22 protein-coding genes and 2 pseudogenes are annotated in these 23,389 nt (G+C 64.4%); 12 read left to right on the top strand and 12 right to left on the bottom strand.

Annotation, left to right across the window (positions count from 1 at the left end; genetic code table 11):
• The first annotated feature begins 199 nt into the window (after positions 1 to 199).
• Entirely contained in the window at positions 200 to 1,111 is a 912-nt protein-coding gene (locus AC1DKD_RS21125) for a LysR family transcriptional regulator (RefSeq protein ID WP_441627927.1), read from the top strand.
• A gap of 1 nt (position 1,112) precedes the next feature.
• Here AC1DKD_RS21125 and AC1DKD_RS21120 read toward each other — a convergent pair whose 3' ends face one another.
• From AC1DKD_RS21120 to AC1DKD_RS21100, 5 genes are all read right to left on the bottom strand, one after another.
• On the bottom strand, positions 1,113 to 1,580 hold the full coding sequence (locus AC1DKD_RS21120) for a RidA family protein (RefSeq protein WP_441627929.1): 468 nt from the start codon (positions 1,578 to 1,580) through the stop codon (positions 1,113 to 1,115).
• A gap of 603 nt (positions 1,581 to 2,183) precedes the next feature.
• Positions 2,184 to 2,603 carry an organic hydroperoxide resistance protein gene (locus AC1DKD_RS21115; RefSeq protein WP_477101719.1) on the bottom strand — a complete coding sequence of 140 codons (420 nt, stop codon included), beginning with the start codon at positions 2,601 to 2,603 and terminating at the stop codon, positions 2,184 to 2,186.
• A gap of 84 nt (positions 2,604 to 2,687) precedes the next feature.
• Positions 2,688 to 3,077 carry a hydroxyquinol 1,2-dioxygenase gene (locus AC1DKD_RS21110; protein WP_441627933.1) on the bottom strand — a complete coding sequence of 130 codons (390 nt, stop codon included), beginning with the start codon at positions 3,075 to 3,077 and terminating at the stop codon, positions 2,688 to 2,690.
• 436 nt (positions 3,078 to 3,513) lie between these two features.
• The gene (locus AC1DKD_RS21105; protein WP_441627935.1) at positions 3,514 to 4,839 is read right to left on the bottom strand and encodes an ATP-binding protein; all 1,326 of its coding nucleotides are present in this window, start codon (positions 4,837 to 4,839) and stop codon (positions 3,514 to 3,516) included.
• Entirely contained in the window at positions 4,836 to 5,576 is a 741-nt protein-coding gene (locus AC1DKD_RS21100) for a response regulator (protein WP_441627937.1), read from the bottom strand. Before AC1DKD_RS21100 ends, AC1DKD_RS21105 begins: the two co-directional genes overlap by 4 nt.
• A 476-nt stretch (positions 5,577 to 6,052) precedes the next feature.
• On the opposite strand from AC1DKD_RS21100, the gene AC1DKD_RS21095 reads away from it, so the two are divergent.
• A complete protein-coding gene (locus AC1DKD_RS21095; protein ID WP_441627939.1) occupies positions 6,053 to 6,754 on the top strand; it encodes a cytochrome c biogenesis CcdA family protein in 702 nt (233 codons plus the stop codon).
• Between the two features lie 3 nt (positions 6,755 to 6,757).
• Positions 6,758 to 7,285: a thioredoxin family protein gene (locus AC1DKD_RS21090; protein WP_477143665.1), complete on the top strand. Its 528-nt coding sequence runs from the start codon at positions 6,758 to 6,760 to the stop codon at positions 7,283 to 7,285.
• A 131-nt stretch (positions 7,286 to 7,416) separates the two neighbouring features.
• Here the strand turns inward: AC1DKD_RS21090 and AC1DKD_RS21085 are convergent, their stop codons facing one another.
• Positions 7,417 to 8,469 carry an alpha/beta fold hydrolase gene (locus AC1DKD_RS21085; RefSeq protein WP_477143666.1) on the bottom strand — a complete coding sequence of 351 codons (1,053 nt, stop codon included), beginning with the start codon at positions 8,467 to 8,469 and terminating at the stop codon, positions 7,417 to 7,419.
• Between the two features lie 620 nt (positions 8,470 to 9,089).
• Between AC1DKD_RS21085 and AC1DKD_RS21080 the strand changes: the two genes are divergently transcribed.
• The gene (locus tag AC1DKD_RS21080) at positions 9,090 to 9,800 is read left to right on the top strand and encodes an SDR family NAD(P)-dependent oxidoreductase (RefSeq protein ID WP_441628027.1); all 711 of its coding nucleotides are present in this window, start codon (positions 9,090 to 9,092) and stop codon (positions 9,798 to 9,800) included.
• A gap of 98 nt (positions 9,801 to 9,898) precedes the next feature.
• Here AC1DKD_RS21080 and AC1DKD_RS21075 read toward each other — a convergent pair.
• Positions 9,899 to 10,129 (bottom strand): annotated as a pseudogene (locus AC1DKD_RS21075) (alpha/beta fold hydrolase); the annotation flags it as partial.
• Between the two features lie 16 nt (positions 10,130 to 10,145).
• Between AC1DKD_RS21075 and AC1DKD_RS21070 the strand changes: the two are divergent.
• A pseudogene (locus AC1DKD_RS21070) lies at positions 10,146 to 11,018 on the top strand (redoxin domain-containing protein); the annotation flags it as partial.
• 40 nt (positions 11,019 to 11,058) lie between these two features.
• On the opposite strand, the gene AC1DKD_RS21065 reads toward AC1DKD_RS21070, so the two are convergent.
• The gene (locus AC1DKD_RS21065) at positions 11,059 to 11,994 is read right to left on the bottom strand and encodes a LysR family transcriptional regulator (protein ID WP_441628029.1); all 936 of its coding nucleotides are present in this window, start codon (positions 11,992 to 11,994) and stop codon (positions 11,059 to 11,061) included.
• Between the two features lie 250 nt (positions 11,995 to 12,244).
• Between AC1DKD_RS21065 and AC1DKD_RS21060 the strand changes: the two genes are divergently transcribed.
• The 3 genes from AC1DKD_RS21060 (at position 12,245) to hmpA (ending at position 15,689) form a co-directional block, all read left to right on the top strand.
• Positions 12,245 to 13,531 (top strand): MFS transporter, encoded by a 1,287-nt coding sequence (locus tag AC1DKD_RS21060; protein ID WP_477143664.1) that lies wholly within the window; start codon positions 12,245 to 12,247, stop codon positions 13,529 to 13,531.
• A gap of 56 nt (positions 13,532 to 13,587) precedes the next feature.
• Positions 13,588 to 14,337, top strand: a complete 750-nt coding sequence (locus AC1DKD_RS21055) for a creatininase family protein (RefSeq protein WP_441627945.1) — start codon at positions 13,588 to 13,590, stop codon at positions 14,335 to 14,337.
• Positions 14,338 to 14,477: 140 nt separating this feature from the next.
• Positions 14,478 to 15,689 (top strand): NO-inducible flavohemoprotein, encoded by a 1,212-nt coding sequence (hmpA, locus tag AC1DKD_RS21050; RefSeq protein WP_441627947.1) that lies wholly within the window; start codon positions 14,478 to 14,480, stop codon positions 15,687 to 15,689.
• 112 nt (positions 15,690 to 15,801) lie between these two features.
• On the opposite strand, the gene AC1DKD_RS21045 is transcribed toward hmpA, so the two are convergent.
• Together AC1DKD_RS21045 and pedF are read right to left on the bottom strand one after the other, a co-directional pair.
• Positions 15,802 to 16,695 carry a substrate-binding periplasmic protein gene (locus AC1DKD_RS21045; RefSeq protein WP_441627949.1) on the bottom strand — a complete coding sequence of 298 codons (894 nt, stop codon included), beginning with the start codon at positions 16,693 to 16,695 and terminating at the stop codon, positions 15,802 to 15,804.
• Between the two features lie 86 nt (positions 16,696 to 16,781).
• On the bottom strand, positions 16,782 to 17,261 hold the full coding sequence (gene pedF, locus AC1DKD_RS21040; RefSeq protein WP_441627951.1) for a cytochrome c-550 PedF: 480 nt from the start codon (positions 17,259 to 17,261) through the stop codon (positions 16,782 to 16,784).
• Between the two features lie 261 nt (positions 17,262 to 17,522).
• Here pedF and AC1DKD_RS21035 point away from each other — a divergent pair, with 261 nt between their 5' ends.
• Positions 17,523 to 19,553 (top strand): sigma-54-dependent Fis family transcriptional regulator, encoded by a 2,031-nt coding sequence (locus AC1DKD_RS21035; RefSeq protein ID WP_441627953.1) that lies wholly within the window; start codon positions 17,523 to 17,525, stop codon positions 19,551 to 19,553.
• 28 nt (positions 19,554 to 19,581) lie between these two features.
• On the opposite strand, the gene AC1DKD_RS21030 is transcribed toward AC1DKD_RS21035, so the two are convergent.
• Both AC1DKD_RS21030 and AC1DKD_RS21025 read right to left on the bottom strand, forming a co-directional pair.
• On the bottom strand, positions 19,582 to 20,517 hold the full coding sequence (locus AC1DKD_RS21030; protein WP_441627955.1) for an MBL fold metallo-hydrolase: 936 nt from the start codon (positions 20,515 to 20,517) through the stop codon (positions 19,582 to 19,584).
• Between the two features lie 23 nt (positions 20,518 to 20,540).
• Entirely contained in the window at positions 20,541 to 21,470 is a 930-nt protein-coding gene (locus AC1DKD_RS21025) for an alpha/beta fold hydrolase (protein ID WP_477143663.1), read from the bottom strand.
• A gap of 86 nt (positions 21,471 to 21,556) precedes the next feature.
• Here AC1DKD_RS21025 and pqqA point away from each other — a divergent pair, with 86 nt between their 5' ends.
• The 3 genes from pqqA (at position 21,557) to pqqC (ending at position 23,350) form a co-directional block, all read left to right on the top strand.
• A complete protein-coding gene (gene pqqA, locus AC1DKD_RS21020) occupies positions 21,557 to 21,631 on the top strand; it encodes a pyrroloquinoline quinone precursor peptide PqqA (RefSeq protein WP_081862055.1) in 75 nt (24 codons plus the stop codon).
• A gap of 112 nt (positions 21,632 to 21,743) precedes the next feature.
• On the top strand, positions 21,744 to 22,661 hold the full coding sequence (pqqB, locus tag AC1DKD_RS21015) for a pyrroloquinoline quinone biosynthesis protein PqqB (RefSeq protein ID WP_441627959.1): 918 nt from the start codon (positions 21,744 to 21,746) through the stop codon (positions 22,659 to 22,661).
• Positions 22,658 to 23,350: a pyrroloquinoline-quinone synthase PqqC gene (pqqC, locus tag AC1DKD_RS21010; protein ID WP_441627961.1), complete on the top strand. Its 693-nt coding sequence runs from the start codon at positions 22,658 to 22,660 to the stop codon at positions 23,348 to 23,350. Before pqqB ends, pqqC begins: the two co-directional genes overlap by 4 nt.
• Positions 23,351 to 23,389: the final 39 nt, after the last annotated feature.

The raw sequence follows: 23,389 nt of genomic DNA, 5'->3' as shown, positions 1-23,389 counted from the left end.
CGTGAGTTCCGTCAAAATATTTCCAAATCCGTAACACCACGAACACATCGGGTCGCCAACGTAGATCAACTGCATCGAGTTCTCCTGAATGAAGGGCTGATTGCAATGCGTGTCCAGCCCGGGGACTCCAATCTATTGGATGGGCCGGCACCGATAAACGCCCCTCGCGACATAACAGTCGTTACATGCCCGCAAAACGATGAAACGCAAATTCGATGACCTTCAGCTCGGCAGCATCGAGCTCTTCTGTCTCGCCGCAGAACTCAGCAGTTTTACGGCAGCAGCGATTGCCACCAGCGTGACGCCGGCAGCAGTAAGCCGCTCCGTTTCCCGCCTGGAATCGCGTCTGGGTGTACGCCTCTTTGTCAGGACGACACGCCAGATAAGGTTGACGGATGAAGGCCGGATCTATTTCGAGCAATCTCGCAACGCGCTGGCGCAACTGGTCGATGCCGAGCGGCAAGTGAGCGGTCAACACGGGAGTCCGGCAGGTCTGCTGCGCATCAGCCTGCCAACCCCATATGCGCACTACCGGGTGCTACCGGTGCTGCCGGAATTCCATCGGCGCTTCCCCGATGTTTCCGTCGAAACCCATATCAGCAATCGCAACGTCGAATTCGCAGACGACGTCTACGATCTGTCGGTCCGTGGCAAGGCGCCCGAGGACTCCACGCTCATCGCCAGGAAACTGGAGGACGCGGAACTCGTGGTCGTCGCTACGCCGGGCTATCTCAAGCGCGCGGGCAAACCGACTACGCTTGACGAGTTGCACACGCACGAGTGCATTCAGTTCGATATTCCCAGCAGTGGACGGCGGTTGGCCTGGACCTTCAGTCATGAAGGGAAACACATCGACATCGCGACAACGGGAAGCTACGGATGCTCCGAGGACGTGCTCGGCGGCGCTACGCTGGCGCGCGCAGGAGCGGGATTGTTTCAGACCTATCGATTCGTGGTGGAGTCTGACCTGCGCGAGGGGAATCTGGTGGAGGTGTTGCCGGAGTATGGCGGGGCCACCCGGCCGTTCATCCTGCTCTACCCGCACGCGCGCCATTTGTCGCTGCGCGTGCGAACCTTCGTCGATTTCCTGGTGGAGAAGTTCGCGCACTGAGCTACTGCGCCGGCCTTATCTTCGCGATGACTACCAGCACGACAGCGGCGTTGGCAGGCAGCTGGTTATGCGAGAACGCCGAACGTGCATGGCCGGCCTTTTCACCCAGCACGGCGGCAAACAAATCCGAGGCGCCGTTGATCACCGCGGGTTGATCGAAATAGCCCTCGGCACTGCTCACATGGCCTTCGACGCGCACGATATGATCCAGCCGCTCAAATCCGCCAAGGTAGTGCCTGATTTGCGCCAGAACGTTCAAAGCGGCCAGTTCAGCCGCCTGCTTGCCTTGCTCCACGGTCAGGACTTCGCCAACGCGCCCTTGAAAAATGACGCGGCCCTCCCGAAGCGGGAGTTGCCCCGATATAAAAAGAAGGTCGCCTGCTTCACTGGTCGCGGTGTAGCTGCCCAGGGGCTGCGGCGGCTGCGGCAGCGCAAGGCCAAGATCTGCGAGTTTGGATTCCACGGACATTTCGGCTCCTCAATGGTTACGGCTGAACAAAGACATCTCAAGAATGATTGATTAATTGATTGGCTCGGCATGGCGGCCGTAGATGCCACCGCTTTCATTGTTCAACAACGGGAACCGCCTTGCCGCGGATGCGGAATCCGATCCTCCATGCCGGACATATGATGTAGACGATCGGCATTCCGCTTTGGCTAAACTATAGGCTCCGGTGCCGCCCCGATAAGCCGCCGACGTGGAACATCACTTGCTACACGACGGAATAAATCCGAGTGGCCTTCACCCTCGCGTCCAGGACTTCGCCGGCCACAGTAACTTGACGCCTCACGGGTCTTGCATGGCTGAGGCCCCACACGGCGCCCGCGCGCCAGTCTCCGATCGGTTGCGTTATCCCTTCCAGCGCCGCCAGGGTCACGCAGGCCGGTCTATTCCATGGACAAGAATTTCGTCCGCGCGTAACGCATAGGGTTTTGCCTGGAACCGGGTTCCAACAAGCCCGCTCGATTTCGAATCATCTGGAAGTCGAGCGTTCTGGTGCGAGTTCAAGAGGATGTGGAAAGGTTGCCTGCCCGATAAGCACGGGCAGGCCGGATTTATGAAAACGCTGGCTCAGACCAGGTTGATCACGACGTTGATGTTGCCGCTTGTGGCTTTGGAGTACGGGCACGTCTGGTGCGCGGCGTCCACCAGCGCCTGGGCGACTTCGTGCTCCAGACCCGGGAGGCTGACATTGAGACGCGCTTGAAGGAAGTAGGCGCCGCCGGCTGTGCCCAGGTCCACTTCCGCGTCGATGGCCAGGTCGGCCGGGAGAGTGACCTTCATTTTGCCAGCCGCGATCCCGATCGCACCGATAAAACAGGCCGACCAGCCAGCGGCAAACAGCTGCTCCGGATTGGTGCCGCTGCCGGCGGTGCCGGGAGACGAGAGCTGAATGTCCAGGCGGCCATCAGAGCTGCGGGACGTGCCGTTCCGCCCACCGGAGGAGGTGTGGGTTTTGCCGGTGTAGAGTACATTTTCGAGTTGGGTCATGATGGATTTCTTACTGGAAATTTAAAAGGCTGTTTATCAATCGTATGCGATCAATCCGGGCGGTCATCGGAGTGACGGGACGTGCTATGCGGCCAAGCGGGGATCTGCAGCGTGTTCGCTTTCGGTATAGCCGTCACGGTTGCTGATGCGGGCGAGCATGGCAGCGCTGTCGGCAGCGGCATCTGAGCCGCGGGCGGGCGAAGCGGAGACGCCAACGCGATCCAGGCCCGCGACGAATCGCGCGGTGCCATCGACATAACGGGCGCCATCCGTGTAGACGTCACGCTCGCCACTACGCGCGCCGTCAGTGAACGGGTCCCGCTCTACGCTGCGCGCGGCGGCTGCGCTTGGGCCAGCGCCATGATCCGAAGCCAGCTCGGCTGCGGACACAGTCTGTACCCCACCGGCGGCGGCCAAAAGGGCAACGATCGAGACAAGGCGCTTGGCAAAGATTGTGACGTTGATGATTTTCATGATGCTTATCCAGGTTCGTGTAGGGCAGTTGCGCCGGTGTCCGGCGCGGACGGTGTTGCGGCGCGGGCGGGATGATCTGGTCTTGGTTGCCGCCGCCGCGCTACAGGAAGCATTTAAGGCGACCGATGTATCTGGCCCGTAGCGATTTCGCCGTGGCACTGTGAGCACACGTATCGCACTGGGCAAGCGATACAAACGAATACAAAATCGTCCGTCGCGGCAGCGAGGAGGAGGGAATGAAGAAACGGCGGCCGAGGGCGGAGAGACTGGACCCGGACCGGAGGACGGCACGGACCGCACCTTGTCGGGACGCGGCACGAAGTGCTTCATGCCAAACACCAGACACCAAACGCCAACCGCTAAACGCTAAACGCGACGTGCAGCCCACCCAGCCTGCCGTCGCTGGAAACGAGGCGCCGCGCGCCGGAACAGCCCGCTATGCCTGTGCAGGCAGGGTGAGCCTGGCCTGAAGGCCGCCCTCTTGCCGATTGGAGAGTATGAGCCGCCCGCCAAGGGCCTGCGCCAGTTGCTGCGCAATCGCCAACCCCAGGCCCGTACCGCCCGTCCCCCTGTTCCGGGACGTCTCGAGGCGATAGAACGGCTGCATGACCCGTTCAAGCTCGGCTTCGGGAATGCCGGGACCGCGATCCCGCACTGCAATGGCAAGACTGCCTTCCGCCTCCCGGAACACAGCAATATCCACGTCGCCGCCGAACTTGAGCGCGTTGTCCACGAGGTTCGTCAGGATGCGACGCAGCGCCTGTGGGCGCGTCAGTACCGGTGCGCCGACCTTGCCGTCCAGGGTAATCGCATGCCCACCGTCCCGATAGTCACAAGCCAGGCTGTCCAGCAGTGCATCGAGGTCCACGCGGGCCAGCGCTTCCGCGCTGCCATGCAGCGTGCGCGCATAGGCGACACCCTCGCGGACCAGATGCTCCATCGCGCGAAGATCGCTGTAAAGCTTGTCCTGCGTCTCGGATCTCTCCATCAAGTCCAGGCGCAACCGCATTCGCGTGATGGGCGTCTGCAAGTCGTGGGAGATCGCCGCGAGAATTTGCACGCGCTCGGCGAGATACCCGGCGATGCGCTGCTGCATGGCGTTGAAGGCCGCCGCGGCGTGTACGACCTCGGCCGGCCCGCGCTCGGGGATAAGGTCGGCCTTCAGATCGGGCCCCAGATTCTCCGCGGCTGCCGCCAGTTGCTTCAGCGGCCGCGTTACCAGGCGCACGGCGATCCAAGCGCAGCCTGCCAGCAGCGCCAGTTGAACGCACAGGAGCACCGGCAACCAGGCCGACAATCCCGTTGGCGCCGGATGGACATCAATGGTGAGCGGACTGCCGTCGCTCAGGCGCAAATGCACCTGGAATTGCGCCCCATCTGCAGACAGTGTATTTGCCGTCACATCGTAACGCTCCCCCAGTGCCTCTGCGATCGTCGCGACGGCTTCCTGGGATAGTTGCAAGGCTGGCGGGTCGCCGCCGGCCGTGCCGGCGTTGAGCAGATAGCTGTAGTTTCGGCGCCCCAGCCGATCGAGCCAGGCCGGCCGCTTATCCGCCGGCATCATGTCCAGGATGGCAACGGAACTGGCCACATCGCGCCCGAGGTTGCCCAGCATCAACCTGTCGGCGACCTGCGAACGCTCCCGCAGCACGAGGCTGAAGGCAAGCCCTTGCGCCAGCACGAGGCCGATCAGCAGTATCACCATCAGGCGAGCAAACAACGTGCGCGGCCATCCTCGCAGGATCCCGTCCGGGCGGCTCATGTGCGCGCCTCCCGAATCTCCACCATCGCCGCGAACACATAGCCCTCGCTGCGCACCGTCTTGATATAGCGGGGCTCCTTGGCATCGTCGCGCAGACGCTGCCGCAGGCGGCTCACCATCAGGTCGATGGAGCGCTCGAACAGTTCGGCTTCGCGTCCCTGCGTCAGGTTGAGCAGTTGGTCCCGGTTCAGCACGCGCTGCGGATGGTCGAGGAAGACCCGCAGTAGCCGGTACTCCGCGCCGCTGAGGGCGACGATGACGTCGTTATCGTCGAGCAGGTGCCGCGCGGTCGTATCCAGCCGCCAGGGGCCGAAAGCCAGCACGGTAGCCGCTTCGGTGATCTGCAGGTTGGGGGGCAGCATGCGCGTGCGCCGCAGCACCGAACGTATCCTGGCCAGCAGTTCGCGCGCCGCGAATGGCTTGACGAGGTAGTCGTCCGCGCCCATCTCAAGCCCCAGGATACGATCGGCCTCCTCGTTGCGGGCAGTAAGCATCAGCACTGGCATGTTCTTGCGTTCGCTTGCGCGCAAGTCCCGGCACAACGTCAGTCCGTCTTCGCCGGGAAGCATCAGGTCCAGCACGACGAGATCCACCGCGCCCTTGTCCAAGGCCGCGCGCATCTCGCGTCCGTTCGCCGCAAGGGTCACACGCATCCCGCTGCGTTCGAGATACTCGGCCGCCAGCGTACGGATCTCCCGGTCGTCGTCCACGATAAGGATATGGTCAGGCTGCGTCATGGCGCACCGTCAGATTGGCAGGGTGGTTGCCGGTCACAGGGCGAACACGCCGTCGCCGTGCGGCGCCCGTCAGGCGCAGAACAGGCGGTCTGGAGAAAGCCCATCGGCAGGTCGCACCTGCGCGAAGCTCATACGCGAGTGCGGACAAGATCATCGTGGCGAGCAGCAGTGAACGCTTCATTTTCGTTTCCCCTCCAGGATCGCGGCGCGCAGCCCGCGCCTTGATGCCATTGTGCCGTTGCCTCCGTGGCGCTTTGTATCGTCATGTATCTGGACCGCCCGCGGACAAGAAACATTTCATTTCCGGCCGTTTCCCGAAACATCCGGCATACGCGCGAGCGTTGCAATAGCGCCATCGCGTCAACACCGGAGGCATTCGTGACTTCAACAACCGCCACCCTACCCCATTTACCGCAGCGGCGCCGCAGAGCGGAAATCACCGGGCGCGCCTTGCCGGGGCTTTGCCGGAGCCGGCCATGATCGAACTCATACTGGCATTTTCGGCCGGCGTGCTGACGATCGCGTCCCCATGCGTGCTTCCCGTGCTGCCGATGGTGGTGAGCACGTCCATCGGCGAGCAAAATCCTCTGCGTCCGCTGTCAATCGCATTGGGGTTCGTCACCGCGTTCTCCTCGGTGGGCATTGCATTCAGTGCACTTTCGAGCTCTCTCGGTGACGTGCACGGCCTGATCCGGGATGTCTCCATCCTGATTCTGTTCGCATCCGGGCTCGCTCGAATCTGGCCGCGGCTATTCGACCGGCTCATGACGCCGTTTGGCGCCGTGATCGACCGCCTTGCCGGCGTCGGTGCCCGGGCAGGCAATGGCATGGTTGGCGGCTTCGTGCTAGGTACGACGCTGGGCGTGGTCTGGACGCCGTGCGCGGGGCCGGTACTGGCTTCCATCCTCGCACTGGTCGCCAGGGCGCAGGACCTGGGGCGTGCCGCAAAGCTCCTCACGCTGTTCGCCGCGGGCGCCGCGATTCCCATGCTGGCCATTGCCTACGGCGGCCGGTTCGTGACCACCCGCGGCCGCAAGGTCGCCCGCCATGCACATCATTTGCAGCGCGGCTTTGGCGCGATTGTCGCCGCAACCGCCGTTGCCATGTACTTCCAGTATGACGTGATTGCCGTAGCCTGGCTGACCAACTCTTTCCCCTCAATCCACCTCGGAGTCTGACTCATGCACCGCTCGATTCGTGCCTGTATCGCAGCCGTATCCCTACTCGCAGCAACACACGGCAGTGCGATAGCCCCCTCGCCTGCCGACCATGGCAAGGCGCCGGWGTTTCCCGCCAACGCGAAGTGGCTGAACACCGAGCCGCTGACAATCTCCGCACTGCGCGGCAAGGTGGTGCTTGTCGATTTCTGGACCTACACCTGCATCAACTGCATCAACACGCTCCCGCACGTCAAGCAGTGGTACGACAAATACCGGGACAATGGGCTGATGGTGGTCGGCGTGCATACGCCCGAGTACCCGTTCGAGAAATCGACCTCGAACGGACAGGCTGCTCTCAAGCGCCTCGACATCCGGTATCCGGTCGTGCAGGACAACGCGTATGTCATCTGGGACGCCTACAGGAACCAATACTGGCCCGCCCTCTATCTTGTCGATGCCAGCGGCAAGATCGTCTACCAGCATTTTGGCGAAGGACACTACGAGGAAACGGAAGCGGCCATACAGAAGCTCCTTTCCGATCGCAAATAACCCTGTGCAAGCCCGGATCACGCCAGCAACCGCCGCCCCCCGGAAAAACAGATCGACGCGGGGGCCGCGCCGATCCACGAGAGGGACCGTCCCGGCACAGGCGATCCGGAACGTCCCCCGACCCGCGCCCGCTAGTAGCGGGCGACTTCGATTACGGCATCCGCAAAGGCCTTTGGCGCTTCCTGTGGAAGGTTGTGGCCCGCACCTTTGACAATCCGATGCGCGTACTTGCCTGTGAACCTTTTCGCGTAAGTACTACCATCCGTAGCCGGTGCGACGCCGTTCGAATCTCCGTCGATCGTGATCGCCGGCACCGTGATCGCCGGGCCTGTGGCCAGGCGCTTCTCGATACTGTCGTATTGGGGCTCGCCCCCGGCAAGACTGAGTCGCCAACGGTAGTTGTGAATCACAATCGCCACATAGTCCGGGTTGTCGAAGGACGCCGCCGTACGGTCGAACGTTGCATCATCAAAGTTCCACTTAGGGGAATTCTCCTTCCAGATAACCTTGGCGAAATCACGCCGGTTAGCCTCGAGGCCGGCCTTGCCGCGTTCCGTAGCGAAGTAGAACTGATACCACCATGCGTGCTCGGCGTTCGGCGGCAACGGGCGCTTGTTGAACTCAAGGTTATTGATGATGTAGCCATTGGCGGAAACAATGGCTTTGCAACGCTCCGGCCACAGCGCTGCGATGACACAAGCCGTCCGCGATCCCCAGTCGTATCCGGCGAGAACCGCMTTGTCGATCCTGAGTGCGTCCATCAATGCAATGGTGTCGAGCGCAACTGCCGATTGCTGGCCATTGCGGAATGTCTTGTCGGAGAGAAACCGCGTCGTGCCGTGACCGCGCGTATGCGGAACAATGACCCGGTAGCCAGCGGCTGCCAGATGCGGGGCCACATCGACGTAACTGTGAATGTCGTACGGCCAGCCGTGCAGCAGGATAACGACGGGACCATCGTGCGGTCCAACCTCGGCATAGCCGACGCTGAGAACACCGGCTTCGATCTGCCTGAGGTTGCCGAACGACGCACCGGACGTCGCCGAGGCGGCGACTGGAACAGACTGCCCGGCAGGACTCGACTGCGCACGAGCGAGTCCGGTCAGGCCCAACTCCAAGGCACCGATTCCGACAGCCGCGGCACCAAGGAAGCGACGACGGTCAGGGTTAATCTCTTCAGACATGCTTAATTCCCCTTTTTTGAGGTTGGCTTTGATTTCCAGGATACGAATTACTTGTATCTGGGATGTGTCCGGGTTGGGTGGCAGGTCCGACGATGGCATCGCGCCGGGGGCCCGGTCGGAGCTGCGCGGCACGCACTGATTCCTCACATGAGCGGGGTGCCGCATTTCCAACGAAGCGGATGACTACCCGTCGTCCGTGCGGAAAATATAGGTTCAATCGGTCCGCCGATTAGCCCGCCGCACAGCACATGGGTTGTTACATGGTGTAAATCGAAATGCGCCGGGCTTCCGGCCAACGTGGCATCCGCAGTTCCCGATGCCTGCTATCCGCGTTGGCAATCGCAAGGCGCACGGCATGTGGCGCACCCCTTGCGCGCCGCCGTTCCTGCCATCTCCCGGCCCGTGAGACTGTCGAGCCGGTGCGCCGGCGTTCCCGCACGCTCAACAGACGGACAGATCGGTGCGGGCACTGGCTTTGCGCCTGATTTGTTCCCGTCAGGCAAGACTCTTTGTCCATGGCGGGTATTCGAACTCAGCATCGATTCAACTAGATTTAGGACCAATCGGTGCCGCCGGCCCGATCGGCAAGAGAGCCGAATCAACTTGTATCGAGGTTTATCATGAGCACATCGCAAAAAGTCGTCGTCGTTACTGGTGCATCGCAAGGTATTGGCGCAGAGGTGGTCAAGGCTTTCCGCAAGCGCGACTACCGCGTTGTTGCAACGGCGCGATCCATCAAGCCATCGGATGATGACAACATCCTGACGGTCGCAGGCGACATCGCCGATCCGGCCACCGCCCGGCGCGTCATCGCCGAAGCCGTGGCACGCTTCGGCCGCATCGACACGCTGGTCAACAACGCCGGCATCTTCATCGCGAAGCCCTTTACCCAGTACACCGCCGAAGACTACGCGGCGAAAACGGGCGTGAACCTCGCGGGCTTCTTCTACATCACGCAGCTCGCCATCGCCGAAATGGAGAAGAGGTCGAGCGGCCACGTGATCAGCGTCACCACCAGCCTGGTCGACCACGCCATCAACGGCGTGCCTTCTGTACTGGCATCGCTGACCAAGGGCGGACTGAACGCGGCCACGAAATCGCTCGCCATCGAATACGCCAAGAGTGGCATTCGCGCGAATGCCGTCTCGCCGGGAATCATCAAGTCCTCGATGCACCCGCCGGAAACCCATGCCGCGCTCGGGGCACTCCATCCGGTAGGCCGTATGGGCGAGATGAGCGATATCGTGGACGCCATCCTGTATCTGGATTCGGCGCCCTTCGTAACTGGCGAAATCCTGCATGTCGACGGCGGGCAGAGCGCTGGTCACTAGAGCACGCCAGGGCGCCATTGAACGCCGCCCGGCCCGCGTGGGCGGGGCGGACATCTCGTGCGCCAGTCAGTCCAATGCCGCCTGCCTTCGCGCGCCACTCACGTGCGCCATCTGCCGCCGCGCACGAGTTCTGTCACCGCGTCGGCAAAGGCCTCGGGTGCTTCCTGCGGCAAGTTGTGGCCGACACCCGGAATCTGCCGATGAATGCGCGGCCCGGCAAACCGTGCGGCGCTGGCTTTGCCGTCGGTTGCCGGGACGACGCCATCGGCCGTGCCATCCAGCGTGATGGCGGGAACCGGGATCAGCGGAATCGCCGCCAGCTTCCTTTCCGTTGCCTCATGCTGCGTCCTGGTGGATTTCTGGACGTACTCCTGCATCAACTGCATTCGCACGCTCCCCTATATCCGCGCCTGGGCGGAAAAATACAAGGACCAGGGGCTGGTGGTCATCGGCGTGCATACGCCCGAGTTTGCCTTCGAGAAGCGTGTCGGCAACGTGCGCCGGGCCGTGGAGCAATTCAAGATCCGCTACCCGGTCGCGGTGGACGGCGACTTCCGGATCTGGCGGGCGTTCGGCAACAGCTACTGGCCGGCGCTGTACTTCATCGATGCCAGCGGGCAGATTCGCCACCACCAGTTCGGCGAGGGCGGCTATGAACAGTCCGAGGCTGTCATTCAGGCTTTGCTGAAGGAAGCCGGTGCGCAAAAGGCCGGCACCGCGCCGGTCAAATTCGACACGTCCGGTGCGCAAGCGGCGCCAGACCTGGACAACGTGCGCTCGCGGGAGACCTATATCGGCTACCAGCAGGCATCCGGCTTCGCGTCGCCCGAGGGCCTGCGCGCCGGCACCGCACGCGACTACACGATCGCCGAGCCGCGCCTGAATAGCTGGGGCCTGAGCGGCAACTGGACCGTGGACGCCGAACAAGCCACGCTCAACCGCGCCGGCGGCGGCATCGCCTACCGCTTCCGCGCGCGTGACCTGCACCTCGTGCTCGGCCCCGGCGCCGACGGCACGCCGGTGCGCTTCCGTGTCTTGGTCGACGGCAAGGCGCCCGGTGCCAGCCACGGTACCGATACCGACCCGGATGGCAACGGCACCGTCACGCAGACCAGGCTCTACCAACTCGTTCGCCAGCCGGGAAAGGTCGGCGAGCACACCTTCGACATCCGTTTCCTGGACCCGGGCGTCCAGGCCTTCGTCTTCACTTTCGGATAACCGTTTCCGTCAAGGGAATCTGCCTTGCCGGCTCCGCCGGCTACTGCTTGTCCGATGCCTTCCGGCTGGCGGCAAACATCGACATGCGGCGCGTAATGTGCTCAAGGAACTCGGATGCCGCAGCAGGCAGGGGCCGGCCGGTCTTCACAAGCAACCGCGCCTGGGTGCCCCTGAGCAATGGATGATTGATCGGTACGGTGACCAGGCTCCCGGCAGCGATCTCGCGATACGCCGCGAATTCTCCGATCAGCGTAATGAAGTTCTCATAGGCGACAAATTGCTTCAGCGCCGTCAACGAGTTGGTGACGAGCGTCGGGCGGATCTTTATGTTCTCCGCGAACTCCAGCATCTTCGCGGCGTGCCCGATGCCAAAGGACTCCGGCATCAGCGCGAGCGGGTATGACAGCACATCGCGGATGCTGGCTTCGCCGCCGCGCAACGCCAGCGGGTGATCGGGACGAACCAGCAGCACCACGGGCTGCGGAGAACTGGCACGGTACTCGATGCGCGGGTGAGGCGGTGGATTGTAGGCAAGGCCGATGTGGGCGCGGCTTTCAGCGACTTCGTTCAGGACATCGTCGACTGGCAGGATCTCCATGCTGATATCCAGCATCGGGTACCGCGCGCAAAAYGGCGCAAGGACTTCGTTGACGAGCGCATCGACATAGCCCTCGCTCATGGCCACCTGGACCTTGCCCTGCTGCAATCCCTTCAGCGCGTGCAGCTGGTCCTCGAGATTCTCCTGATGCGAACGGTAGCCGCGCCAGAACTCGAGCAGATGCGCGGCCGCCTCCGTCGGTTTCACACCGCGCGACTGGCGTTCGAACAGCGTAGCGCCCAGTTCTTCTTCAAGCAGCCTGATCTGTCGAGTGATCACGGAGGGTGACGTATTGAGGCTGTCCGCCGCCCCGCGAATGGTGCCGTGCGCCAGAACCTCACGGAAGTATCGTAATCGCAGCTGATTGATCTCTCGCATGTCGAAACACAATTGAGCCAATGTGATGGGCAGGAGGCAACCATACATGAACTTCATCGCGCCTGCCCGGCCATCCCCCGCCATGACGACCGGGCCTGACTCCGGCCATCTTCACCATGCGATACGGATGGGTTGCGTTGCTCAGATTAGAACGAAGCGTGAGCCCGCTTACTGTTGGTCGGAACCCCCGGCTCTGTCACCATCGGCGGACTGGATAAGCGGCATCAAACACAACGCACTGGAGACCGGCATGTTAGTCATTCCGAACGAAAGCGCCGTCGACGACACTTCGACGCTCTACAACAAGATCAACTGGCGCCTGCTGCCGTTCCTCCTGATCTGTTACCTGTTTGCCTATCTCGACCGGGTCAACATCGGCTTTGCCAAACTGCAGATGCAAAGCGACCTCGGCTTCTCCGACGCCGCTTACGGCGTGGGTGCAGGCATCTTCTTTCTCGGCTATGTACTGTTCGAGCTGCCAAGCAACCTGCTGCTGCCTCGCGTGGGCGCGCGCAAGACGTTCAGCCGGATCCTCGTGCTGTGGGGCATCACGTCCGCCTGCATGCTCTTCGTGCGTGATGTGCCAACGTTCTATGCCATGCGCTTCCTGCTCGGCATCTTTGAGGCAGGCTTTGCCCCGGGCATGATCTACTACCTGTCGTGCTGGTACGGACCGCAGCGCATGGGGCGCGCCATCGCGATCGTCTTCCTGGCGGGACCGATCGGCGGCATTGTCGGAGGACCCGCTTCGGCGTGGCTGATAACCACCATGTCCGGCACCGCCGGCCTCGCCGGCTGGCAGTGGATGTTCTTGATCGAGGCCATCCCCTGCGTATTGCTGGGGTTCCTTGCACTGTCGCTCGTGCCGAACCGCCCCGCGGATGCGGCCTGGCTGACGGACCAGGAAAAACGTTTTCTGGCAGCTGAGCTCGGGGTATCCGTCGCGCACAAGCACTCGTTCATGGCGGTGGCACGGGATGCGAGGGTCTATGTGCTCGCCCTTGCGTACTTCTGCATTATCGCGGCCATCTATGCCATGAGCTTCTGGCTCCCGACCCTGATCAGGGCGCAGGGCGTGGCCGATACCGTGCAGCTCGGCTGGTACACCGCATTGCCATACCTTGGCGCCGCATTCRGCATGTACTACATGGGGCGCCGCTCCGATCAAAAGGGCGAGCGCCGATATCACAGCGCAGTGCCCGCCTTCTTCGCTGCCCTGTTGCTCGCCGGGTCGGCACTCGCAGACGGCAATCTCGGTCTGTCGCTTGTCCTGCTTACGCTCGGCACCACCGCGCTCTGGATGACTTACACGGTGTTCTGGGCCATGCCGGCCGAGTACATCAAGGGCCCGGCGGCAGCCGGCGGCATTGCGCTGATCAACACGATCGGCTTGTCCGGCGGCTTCTGGGGCCCGGCCATCATCGGGTGGGCCAAGACCGCGACCGGCAGCCTGCATCCTGGCGTGCTGGTCATGGCGTTGATGCCGCTGATCGCCTCGCTGATCCTCCTCGCCAACAAGTTGCCTGAGCGCCGGTAGTCCACTGCAAACCACATACAAGGTTCCGAGAGGAACACACGAAAGAAGGAGCAACCATGCTTTTACATCTATCCACCTGGGCCGAAGTCGAACAGTTTCTCAAGCGCAGCCGCGTGATTGTCGTGCCAATCGGTTCCAACGAGCAGCACGGGCCAACGGGGCTTCTTGGCACCGACTGGCTTTGCCCGGAGATCATTGCGCGCGAGGCGGAAAAGACAGCCGATATCCTGGTGGCGCCGACGTTCAACATTGGCATGGCCCAGCATCACCTCGGCTTTCCCGGCACCATCTCGCTGCGCCCGTCGACCTTCATTGCCGCGATCGGTGACTGGACCCGCTCACTGGTGGGGCACGGATTCGAGAAAATCCTGTTCCTCAACGGCCATGGCGGCAATGTGGCCTCCATCGAGGCCGCGTTCTCCGAGATCTATGCCGAAGCCAGTTTTTCCCGGCGCCGCGCCGGATTCGCACTGAAGCTGTGCAACTGGTGGGACCTGGCAGGCGTCAACGAGCTCGCGCGCGAGCAGTTCCCGACCGGCCATGGCTCTCACGCCACGCCTTCCGAGATTGCCATTACACAGTGGGCCTTCCCCGCCGCCGTGAAGTCGGCCCGCTATACACCCCAAATCGCCCCATCGGGTCCCATCCGGGAGGCGCTCGACTTTCGTGCGCGGTTCCCGGACGGGCGCATCGGTTCCGACCCGGGACAGGCGACACCGGAAAAGGGACGCGCACTGGTCGAACTGGCCGCGCAAAGCCTCGCGCGCGAGCTTGAAGCATTCGGGGGTGAGCCAATGCCCCTCTGATACGCGCGCGATCGCGAGTTCGCTACGGCGTACATGACTGGCTGCACAAGGGTTGCCGCATCCCCCCCGAAGCCGGGTGAGGTATAGACTTTGAACGGGTGTGGTTCACACCTGTTGCCAATCTTCGAAGGAACGATGCAATGCTCACCCAGAAGACCAAGGACATCGTCAAATCCACCGCCCCGGTGCTGGCGGAACACGGATACGCCATCATCCAGCGTTTCTATAAACGCATGTTCGAGGCGCACCCGGAACTCAAGAACGTCTTCAATATGGCGCACCAGGAACAAGGGCAGCAGCAGCAGGCCCTGGCGCGCGCAGTGTATGCCTACGCCGCGAATATCGAGAATCCCGAGAGTCTCTCGGCCGTTCTGAAAAACATCGCAAACAAACACGCAAGTCTTGGCGTGCGGCCGGAGCAATACCCGATCGTCGGTGAACACCTGCTCGGCGCGATCAAGGATGTTCTCGGGGATGCGGCGACCGGCGAGATCATCTCCGCCTGGGCGCAGGCGTACGGGAACCTGGCTGACATCCTGATGGGTATCGAAAGCGAGTTGTACGAGCGCTCCGCCGAGCAGGATGGCGGCTGGAAAGGCTGGCGCACATTCATCGTCCGCGAGAAGCGGCCTGAGAGCGACGTCATCACCTCGTTCATCCTGGAACCGGCCGATGGCGGCCCGGTGGTGAATTTCGAGCCTGGCCAGTACACCAGCGTCGCGATCCAGGTGCCCTCTCTTGGCCTGCAGCAGATTCGGCAGTACAGCCTCTCCGATGTGCCGAACGGGCGAAGTTACCGGATATCGGTGAAGCGCGAGAGTGGCGGCACGACGCCGGCGGGTTATGTCTCTTGCCTGCTGCACGATCACGTCGGTGTTGGCGACGAGGTCAGGCTCGCCGCGCCGTACGGCAGCTTCTACATCGACGTAAATGCCAGGTCCCCGATCGTGCTGATCAGCGGCGGCGTAGGGCTGACCCCCATGGTCAGCATGCTGAAGAAGGCGCTTCAGGAACCGCCGCGGCAGGTAGTGTTCGTGCATGGCGCCCGCAATAGTGCGGTGCAGGCCATGCGCAACCGTCTGCGCGAAGCATCGCATGAGCACGCCAACTTCAAGCTGCTTGTGTTCTATAACGAGCCTCTCCCGGAAGACGTCCAGGGTAAGGATTTCGATTACGAGGGTCTGGTCGACGTCAGTTTGATCAAGGATTCCATCATGCTGCCGGACGCTGACTACTACATCTGCGGACCGATCCCGTTCATGCGGATGCAGCACGATGCCCTCCAGAACCTGGACATCCCGGAGACGCGCATTCACTATGAAGTGTTCGGGCCGGACCTGTTCGACGAGTAGCGCTGACCAGCGGCCAACCTAAGTCGCTGCTTGAGATTGCGTAGCGCCTGACCGGGGACCACGCCCCACTTGACGCCCGGTTTCATACCGCACGCCCAGCCGCTGGAGAATCTCACGGCGTTTGCAGCGACACACCGTACTGGGCAAAGATCTGCTGCAGCTCGCCGCTGCGGCGGATCGCGTCCAGCGCGTTCTGCAGCGACTCCGCGAGTTCGCCCTCGTCCGCCTTGACCGCCATGCCGATGGCCCAGCCGCGCGCGGGCAGCAGCGGCGAGGCAACGTCCACCGTGGCGAAGCGCGCGGCGGACTGGCCGGCCGCCTTGAGCGCGCTTTCGTATTGCGAGCGCGTGACCATCGCCGCGGCGATCTCGCCGGCGAACAGCGCGCGCAGCGTTTCGTCCGGCCCGGCATAAATCTTGACCTTGTCGCGCAGCGCGCCCTGCGCCCCGGACAACAGGGCATTGGCACCGGCGGAGCCCGCTTCCGCGCCGGTAGGCTGGCCGGCCAGATCCTCCAGCTGCCGGACCTCGGAGACACGCTCGCGGTCGTGGACCAGCACGAACATCTCGCGGTGATAAGGCGCGAAGATCAGCGCCTTGTCGTTCGCGCGCATGAACGCACGGTCCACCGGCACATGCAGCATCACATCCGCCGGGCCATAGCCCAGGTAATGGCCACGCCACACCATATTGCGCAGGTCATCCGACATGTTCTCGTCAGCATCGAACGGCARCAGCGACACCGACAGCCCCATCTGCTTGCTCAGGGCCTTCGCCAGCGCCACGTCGATGCCCGGCAACGGGTTGCCCGCTGCCGTGGAAAATGGCGGCAGACTCTTATAGACGGCCACCTTCAAGGTCCCGCTCTGGCGGATCCTGGCCATATCGGCCAGCGACGGCTGGACGCAGACGAGCGCGGCAAGCGCCAGCAGTGCGCCGGCCAGGCGATGGGAGCCGGCGGGGGCCGGCAGGGAGGGAGCGGCGTCCCGGAAAGGGCTGGCGCGCATGGGAGGTCTCCTGGTTTTCTTGATCTTTGTGTTTGTGAATCAGGGAATGCGGGAATGCGGTGGAAGCGCGGGCGGGCCCGCAGCCCTTACTCGTGCCGCGATTCGAGATAGGTCTTGATGGACCAGACCGCTTCTTGGCTCAGCACGCCATCGAACGGTGGCATGTAGACCCGGCCGTCTCGCGTGCGCCCCTTGCGCACGGTGGTGGTGAAGTACTGCGAGACCTCGCCCATGCATTCCTGCTTCTTCCTGGCGTTGGCCAGCGACGCGCAATCGCTGTCCAGCTTGCGCAGGTCCGGCGCGATGCCGCCCGACACCGCTTCCAGCCCATGGCAGCGCGCGCAGTTCTGGTTGTAGGCCGAGGAGCCGATACGCAGTGCTTCCTGCTGCGCTTCGCCCGTCCTGTATGGATTATCCGGACGCCATTCTTCGCCGAGTTGCGGTAGTGTCTTGGTGTCCACTGCTTGCGGTGTGACGTCCCCATGGGCCGAGGCCGCTTGGGGTAGCGCCCCGGCCAGAAGCGTGCAGATGGCAATCAGGGCAAGTGTGCGGCGTGGTGTTTTCATCAGTGTCACCTCCAGTTGTTGAACTATGTTTTGAAGGTGACTTCCGCAAAAGCCATACCAAGCGCAAAGTGGGCCATAAACCGGACGAGGCCCCGGCAAATGGCAGGCGTGTGACACAGCACGCCGGAACCAGTGCCCTGGAATGCAACACCCTGGCAAGCGTTTTGCTTCATGAAGCAACACTTCGGGCCATGTCGACCACGCCAGGACCCGGAGCGACCCGTGCACAGATCGCGGGCGACTTCCACAGGAGACAGAAAAATGACTTTCCAAGCGGCCGGCGTCCCGCCGGCGGCAACGGGCAACCCGGCGGAGGGCGACCGGCCAGACCTGATCGCCCAGGCCCACCTGCGATCCGAAGCCTATGGCTTGCGGCCCTATGAATCGCCAGACTTCTGCCCGGTGCTGCAAAGCGAGCTGAAAACGCAGATAGAGCGCAGCCAGTCGCTGTTCACCCACGCGCTGCCGGTCATGGAGACGCTCTACGACCAGATCGTCAACACGCAGAGCATGGTGATCCTGACCGACGCCGCCGGCCTGATCCTGCACTCGCTGGGCGACGACGACTTCCTCGCCAGGGCCAACAAGGTGGCCTTGCAGCCCGGCGCGCTGTGGTCCGAGGAAAGCCGGGGCACCAACGCCATCGGCACCGCGCTGGCCGAGAGCAAGGCCACGCTGGTACACGGCGCGGAGCATTTCCTGGAGGCCAACCGCTTCCTCACCTGCTCCTGCATGCCCATCCTCGATGCGTACGGCAAGACAGTCGGCGCGCTCGATGTGACGGGTGACCAGCGCGGATTCCACAAGCACACCATGGCGCTGGTGCGGATGTCGGCGCAAATGATCGAGAACCAGCTTTTCGCCAATGCCTTCCAGGACATGGTGTGCGTGCGTTTCCACTCGCGCGCGGAGTTTATCGGCACCCTGGTCGAAGGCATCGCCTCCTTTACGCCGGGCGGACGCTTCCTGTCGGCCAACCGCAGCGCGCAGTTCCAGCTTGGGATGTCGGTCGGCGCCTTGCACGCGCACACCTTCTCCTCGCTGTTCGGCCTGTCGCTGTCGCAGTTGTTCGACGCCGAGCGCAAGGCCCCGGGGGGCGTCGTGCACCTGCCGCTGCCAAGCGGCGTCAAGGTCAGCGCACGCGTCGAGTGGAAGGCGCCTGCCGTGTCCGTCCCGGCGGCTGCCATCGACAATGGCAGCGCGGAGGAGGCGCACTGCATGCCTGATGCCGCCTCCCTGCCCCGCCGTGCGGGCGCGCAACCGGCCCGGCGCCCCGCCGGGCTGGACGACCTGGACACCGGCGACGCCCAGATCAAAGGCGTCATCACCAAGCTGCGCAAGGTGATCGGCAAGGATATTCCCGTCATGGTGCTGGGGGAAACCGGCACCGGCAAGGAACTGCTGGCCCGCGCCATCCACGCCGACAGCCCGCGCAATGCCGGGCCTTTCATCGCTGTCAACTGCGCCTCGATACCCGAGACGCTGATCGAATCCGAGCTGTTCGGCTACGAAGAAGGCGCCTTTACCGGCGCCCGCAAGAAAGGCGGCATCGGCAAGATGCTGCTGGCCAACGGCGGCACCCTCTTCCTGGATGAAATCGGCGATATGCCCTTGCACCTGCAGGCGCGCATGCTGCGCGCGCTGCAGGAGCGCGCGGTCACGCCGCTGGGCAGCAGCCGGGTGATCCACGTCGACGTGTCAGTGATCTGCGCCACCAATCGCAATTTGCGCGAGCAGGTGGCCAACGGCCTGTTCCGGGAAGACCTCTACTACCGCCTGAACGGCCTCGTGGTGCGCCTGCCGGCCTTGCGCGAGCGCACCGACCTCGATGTGGTGGCCGACAAGCTGTTACGCGAGGGCCAGGCAAACGGGGGACCGCGCATCAAGGATTCGGTGATGGCGATGTTCCGCAGCTATCACTGGCCGGGCAATATCCGCCAGCTTGGCAACCTGCTGCGCACCGCGCGCCTGATGGCCGAAGGCGAGGCGGAGATCACCGAGGACCACCTGCCCGACGATTTCCTGGAAGACCGGCTGGCGCGCCAGGCCACCCACCCCGCGCACGGCGCCACGCTGGAAGCCGATGCCGCGCCGGCCGGCGGGCGCGCCCCGGAGGTAGCGCCCGGCCCACAGCCCACCCGCCTGGCCGACGTCGAGGTGCTGGCCATCGTCGCCGCGGTCAAGGCGCACCACGGCAATATTTCCGCGGCGGCCAAGGCGCTCGGCATCTCTCGCAATACGGTCTACCGGAAGCTGGACGAGGCCAACGCGCTGCCGCAGCAAGATGGCTGAGACGGCAGMCGTGCGCGCCGGCTGGCGCTCAGGCCAGCGGCTCGCCGTGCATCCACAGGTCTTCCAGCTCGCGCCAGGCGTGCTGCACATTCAAGGGATGGCGCGAAGCGAAGTAGCGCCAATGGCGGTACGGCCCGGCGGTCGCCGGGCTGAGCACGCGCGCCGCATCGCCACCCGCTTCCAGTGCGGCGGCAACGCCGCCGGCCAACGCATCCAGGTAGGCCAGCGTGGGCGCCAGCGTTTGCGCCGGCGTGCCCGGCGCGGTGCCCACCACGAGATCGGCGGGTAGCGCCGACACGGCCCGCAGCGCGCGCCGCCAGCCTTGCAGGGAAGCCTCCTGCATCTCCGGAACGCGGTCGCGGTAGGCCAGGCCGCCCACGCATAACAGCCGACGCCGCGGCGCATGCAGCACAGTATCCGAAACGCTATGCGCCCCCGCGTGGACATGCACCTCCCACGCGGTGGCGCCGGTCTGCAGGCGATCGCCATGCCGCAAGCCGGGTTCCGGCAGCACGATCCGCGTGCCGCGCATCGCGGCTGGCCCCAGTTGCGCGGCCAGGCGCGCCAGGCACGCCTCGCAGCGCTGCCGCATCAGGCTGGCGGTGGCGGCAGAGGCCAGGAACGCGGGGCGCGGCCGCAAGCGCGCAAAGGCCGCGTTGGCCAGCACGTTCTCGGGATGCGCATGGGTGTTGACCACCCAGCGCACCGGCTCGGGCGTCACGGCCCGGATCGCCGCCAGCAACCCGTTCCCCCAGGCCAGATGCGGGCCCGGGTCGACCACCAGCACCCCGGCTCCGGTCACATGGACCAGGGTCGGCACCACCTCCCCGGCATTGGTCCGCGCCACCTCGGCATTGGCTGCGCTGGCCACATACACGCCAGGCTGCAGCCTCGCCAGCACCACGCGGCCAAGTGCGGCGGCCGGGCCCGCGCCGCCGAGCGCCATCGCCAGCAGGGCGCCCATGAATCCGCGCCGGGTGGGATCCGTCACCGCCGGCAGCCCGCCGCACCGATGGCGGCCCGCAGGGCCTCGGCCATGGCACCGGCAGGCAAGTGTCCGCCGGGCACCCAGACCAGCCGCGCCTGGGGCATGACCGCCTTCAAACGCAGGGCGTTGGCCGGCCGGCAGACCTTATCGGCACGGCCATGCAGCAACGTCACCGGCACGTCGCGCGCACCGATCTGCGACGCCGCCTTCAGCAACGCCGGCTTGCCCAGCCCGGCGCGGCGGCGCAGGTAATGCGCCTGGATCCGGTATTTGTCCACCGCCGCCATGCGCTCGCGCCACGGCTGCCGCCCCGGCCGCGTCTGGCCAAGGCCCAGCATCCGCCGTTCGGCGCGCTGCCACTGTCCGGCAGTGTCCAGTTTTTGAACAGTCGTGCCACTTTGCAACACTTGCGACACAGTGAGCAGACGAGCCCGGGCATCGGACAACCGCTCGCCCCTCCCCATGACGCGCCGCAGCATCGCGCCGCCGCGCGGAGAAAAAAGCCGATGGATATCGTCGCGGCCTGTCAGGAAAGCGCCCCGCAGGACCAGAGCCGCCACCGCGCCGGGATAGCGCGCGGCGTAGGCCAGCGCCAGCGCTGCCCCCCACGATCCGCCCACCACGCTCCAGCGCTGGACGCCAAGCGCCTCGCGCAACTGCTCCAGGTCTGCCAGCAGCGCGCCCGCCRTATTCCGGCGCAGCGTCCCGGCGGGCCGCGAACGGCCCGCGCCGCGCTGGTCGGGCATGACCACACGGTGCCGCAGCGGATCGAACCATGCCGCCATCGACGGACTGCAGCCGCTGCCCGGCCCGCCGTGAAGCACCAGCCACGGATCGCCGGTGGCCGGGCCCGCCTGCCGCACGTGCATGCGGTGGCCATCCCGCGTACGGAGAAAAAAACACTGGGACGGCAGCGGCGCTGCGGGCATGGATGTTGCCTCGGAAAGAACGCGGCGACGTTCGCCGCAAGAAGACGCGATGCATTCACTAACTATGCCACCCCCGAGGAGGAGACATGAACTGGAGTACCCCCGCCTACAAAGAACTACGCCTGGGTTTCGAGATCACGATGTACATAGCCAACCGCTGAGCACTTTTGCCTGAATGCCCCGATCTGGCAAGGCCCGCCCCCGCGGGCCTTTTTTTCTCGCTGGCGGGCTTTTTGCTCTTCGACTCCGTAACGAACCCTATCGATACGCGCCATGACAATACTCCGGGTCCTGGGATCGGCCGCAGGCGGTGGCTTTCCCCAGTGGAACTGCAATTGCCGCAATTGCGATGGCGTACGCAACGGCACGCTGCGCGCCACGCCGCGCACGCAGTCGTCGATCGCCTTGAGCGACGAGGGACAAGACTGGGTGCTGGTCAACGCCTCCCCCGACATCCTCGACCAGCTGCGCCACGCGCCGGCGCTGCAGCCGGCGCGCCAGCCGCGCGACACAGGTATTGCCGGGGTGGTGCTGATGGATGCGCAGATCGATCACGTCACCGGCCTCCTGATGCTGCGCGAGCACCGGCAGGCGCTGCCGGTCTACGCCACCGCGGCGGTGCTGCAGGATCTCGGCACGGCGTTCCCGCTGACACGCATGCTGTCGCACTACTGCGGCCTTGACACGCACACGCTGTCCCTGGACGACGCGCCCTTCACGGTGCCGCCGCTGCATGGCGTGATGCTGACGCCGGTGCCGCTGGAGAGCAAGGCGCCGCCCTATTCCCCCAACCGCAACGCGCCGCGGCGTGGCGACAATATCGGGCTGCGCATCGTCGATGCCGCCACCGGCCGGCGCGCCTTCTATGCGCCCGGGCTGGGCCGCATCGAGCCGCACGTGCTCGACGAACTGCAGCGCGCCGACGTGGTGCTGGTGGACGGCACCTGCTGGCGCGACGACGAGATGCAGCAGCTTGGCTTCTCCGCCAAGACCGCGGCGGACATGGGGCACCTCGCCCTGTCCGGCCCGGGCGGCATGATCGAAACCCTCGACCGGCTGCCCGCGGCACGCAAGATCCTGATCCACATCAACAACACCAACCCGATCCTGGTGGACGACTCGCCGCAGCGCGGCCTGCTGGCGGACCACGGCATCGAGGTAGCCTACGACGGCATGGAGATCACGCTATGACGCAAGCCACGGCATGGAGCGCGGCCGAATTCGAAGCACGCCTGCGCGCGAAAGAAACGGGCTATCACATCCACCACCCGTTCAACCTGCGCATGGCGGCCGGGCAATGCACGCCGGAACAGATCCGCGCCTGGGTGGCCAACCGTTTCTACTATCAGACCAGCATCCCGCTCAAGGACGCGGCAGTCCTCTCCAACTGCCCCGACCGCGCCACGCGCCGCGAATGGGTCGTGCGCATCCTGGACCATGACGGCACCGAGACCCAGGAAGGGGGCATCGAAGCCTGGCTGCGGCTGGGCCAGGCGGTGGGACTCGAGCGCGAGGCGCTGTGGTCGCACCGGCACGTGCTGCCCGGCGTGCGCTTCGCCGTCGACGCCTACGTGAATTTCGCGCGCCGCGCGCCCTGGCAGGAGGCCGTGTGTTCCTCGCTGACCGAGATGTATGCCCCGGAGATCCACAAGGAGCGCCTGGCCGGCTGGCCCGGGCACTATCCGTGGATCGAAGCGCAAGGCCTGGACTATTTCCGCTCGCGCATTCCGCTTGCGCAGCGCGATGTCGATCACGGCCTGCGCGTGACGCTCGGCTACTTCCGCACGCCGGAGCAGCAGCAGCGCGCGCTGGACATCCTGCAATTCAAGCTCGACATCCTGTGGTCGATGCTCGACGCCATCCAACTCGCCCACCCATGACCCCGACCGAAGCCGACCTGACCAAGCCCACGCTGCACC

The sequence above is a fragment of the Cupriavidus sp. 05T313 genome, from assembly GCF_056396665.1.
The sequence above is the reverse complement of the archived record's forward strand: the minus strand, read 5'-3'. Positions and strand labels throughout refer to the sequence as shown.

Coding starts and splice junctions, on each gene's coding strand:
- AC1DKD_RS21125 (WP_441627927.1), top strand. CDS start 200: ATGAAACGCAAATTCGATGACCTTCAGCTCGGCAGCATCGAGCTCTTC.
- AC1DKD_RS21120 (WP_441627929.1), bottom strand. CDS start 1,580: ATGTCCGTGGAATCCAAACTCGCAGATCTTGGCCTTGCGCTGCCGCAG.
- AC1DKD_RS21115 (WP_477101719.1), bottom strand. CDS start 2,603: ATGACCCAACTCGAAAATGTACTCTACACCGGCAAAACCCACACCTCC.
- AC1DKD_RS21110 (WP_441627933.1), bottom strand. CDS start 3,077: ATGAAAATCATCAACGTCACAATCTTTGCCAAGCGCCTTGTCTCGATC.
- AC1DKD_RS21105 (WP_441627935.1), bottom strand. CDS start 4,839: ATGAGCCGCCCGGACGGGATCCTGCGAGGATGGCCGCGCACGTTGTTT.
- AC1DKD_RS21100 (WP_441627937.1), bottom strand. CDS start 5,576: ATGACGCAGCCTGACCATATCCTTATCGTGGACGACGACCGGGAGATC.
- AC1DKD_RS21095 (WP_441627939.1), top strand. CDS start 6,053: ATGATCGAACTCATACTGGCATTTTCGGCCGGCGTGCTGACGATCGCG.
- AC1DKD_RS21080 (WP_441628027.1), top strand. CDS start 9,090: ATGAGCACATCGCAAAAAGTCGTCGTCGTTACTGGTGCATCGCAAGGT.
- AC1DKD_RS21055 (WP_441627945.1), top strand. CDS start 13,588: ATGCTTTTACATCTATCCACCTGGGCCGAAGTCGAACAGTTTCTCAAG.
- hmpA (WP_441627947.1), top strand. CDS start 14,478: ATGCTCACCCAGAAGACCAAGGACATCGTCAAATCCACCGCCCCGGTG.
- pedF (WP_441627951.1), bottom strand. CDS start 17,261: ATGAAAACACCACGCCGCACACTTGCCCTGATTGCCATCTGCACGCTT.
- AC1DKD_RS21035 (WP_441627953.1), top strand. CDS start 17,523: ATGACTTTCCAAGCGGCCGGCGTCCCGCCGGCGGCAACGGGCAACCCG.
- AC1DKD_RS21030 (WP_441627955.1), bottom strand. CDS start 20,517: ATGGGCGCCCTGCTGGCGATGGCGCTCGGCGGCGCGGGCCCGGCCGCC.
- pqqB (WP_441627959.1), top strand. CDS start 21,744: ATGACAATACTCCGGGTCCTGGGATCGGCCGCAGGCGGTGGCTTTCCC.
- pqqC (WP_441627961.1), top strand. CDS start 22,658: ATGACGCAAGCCACGGCATGGAGCGCGGCCGAATTCGAAGCACGCCTG.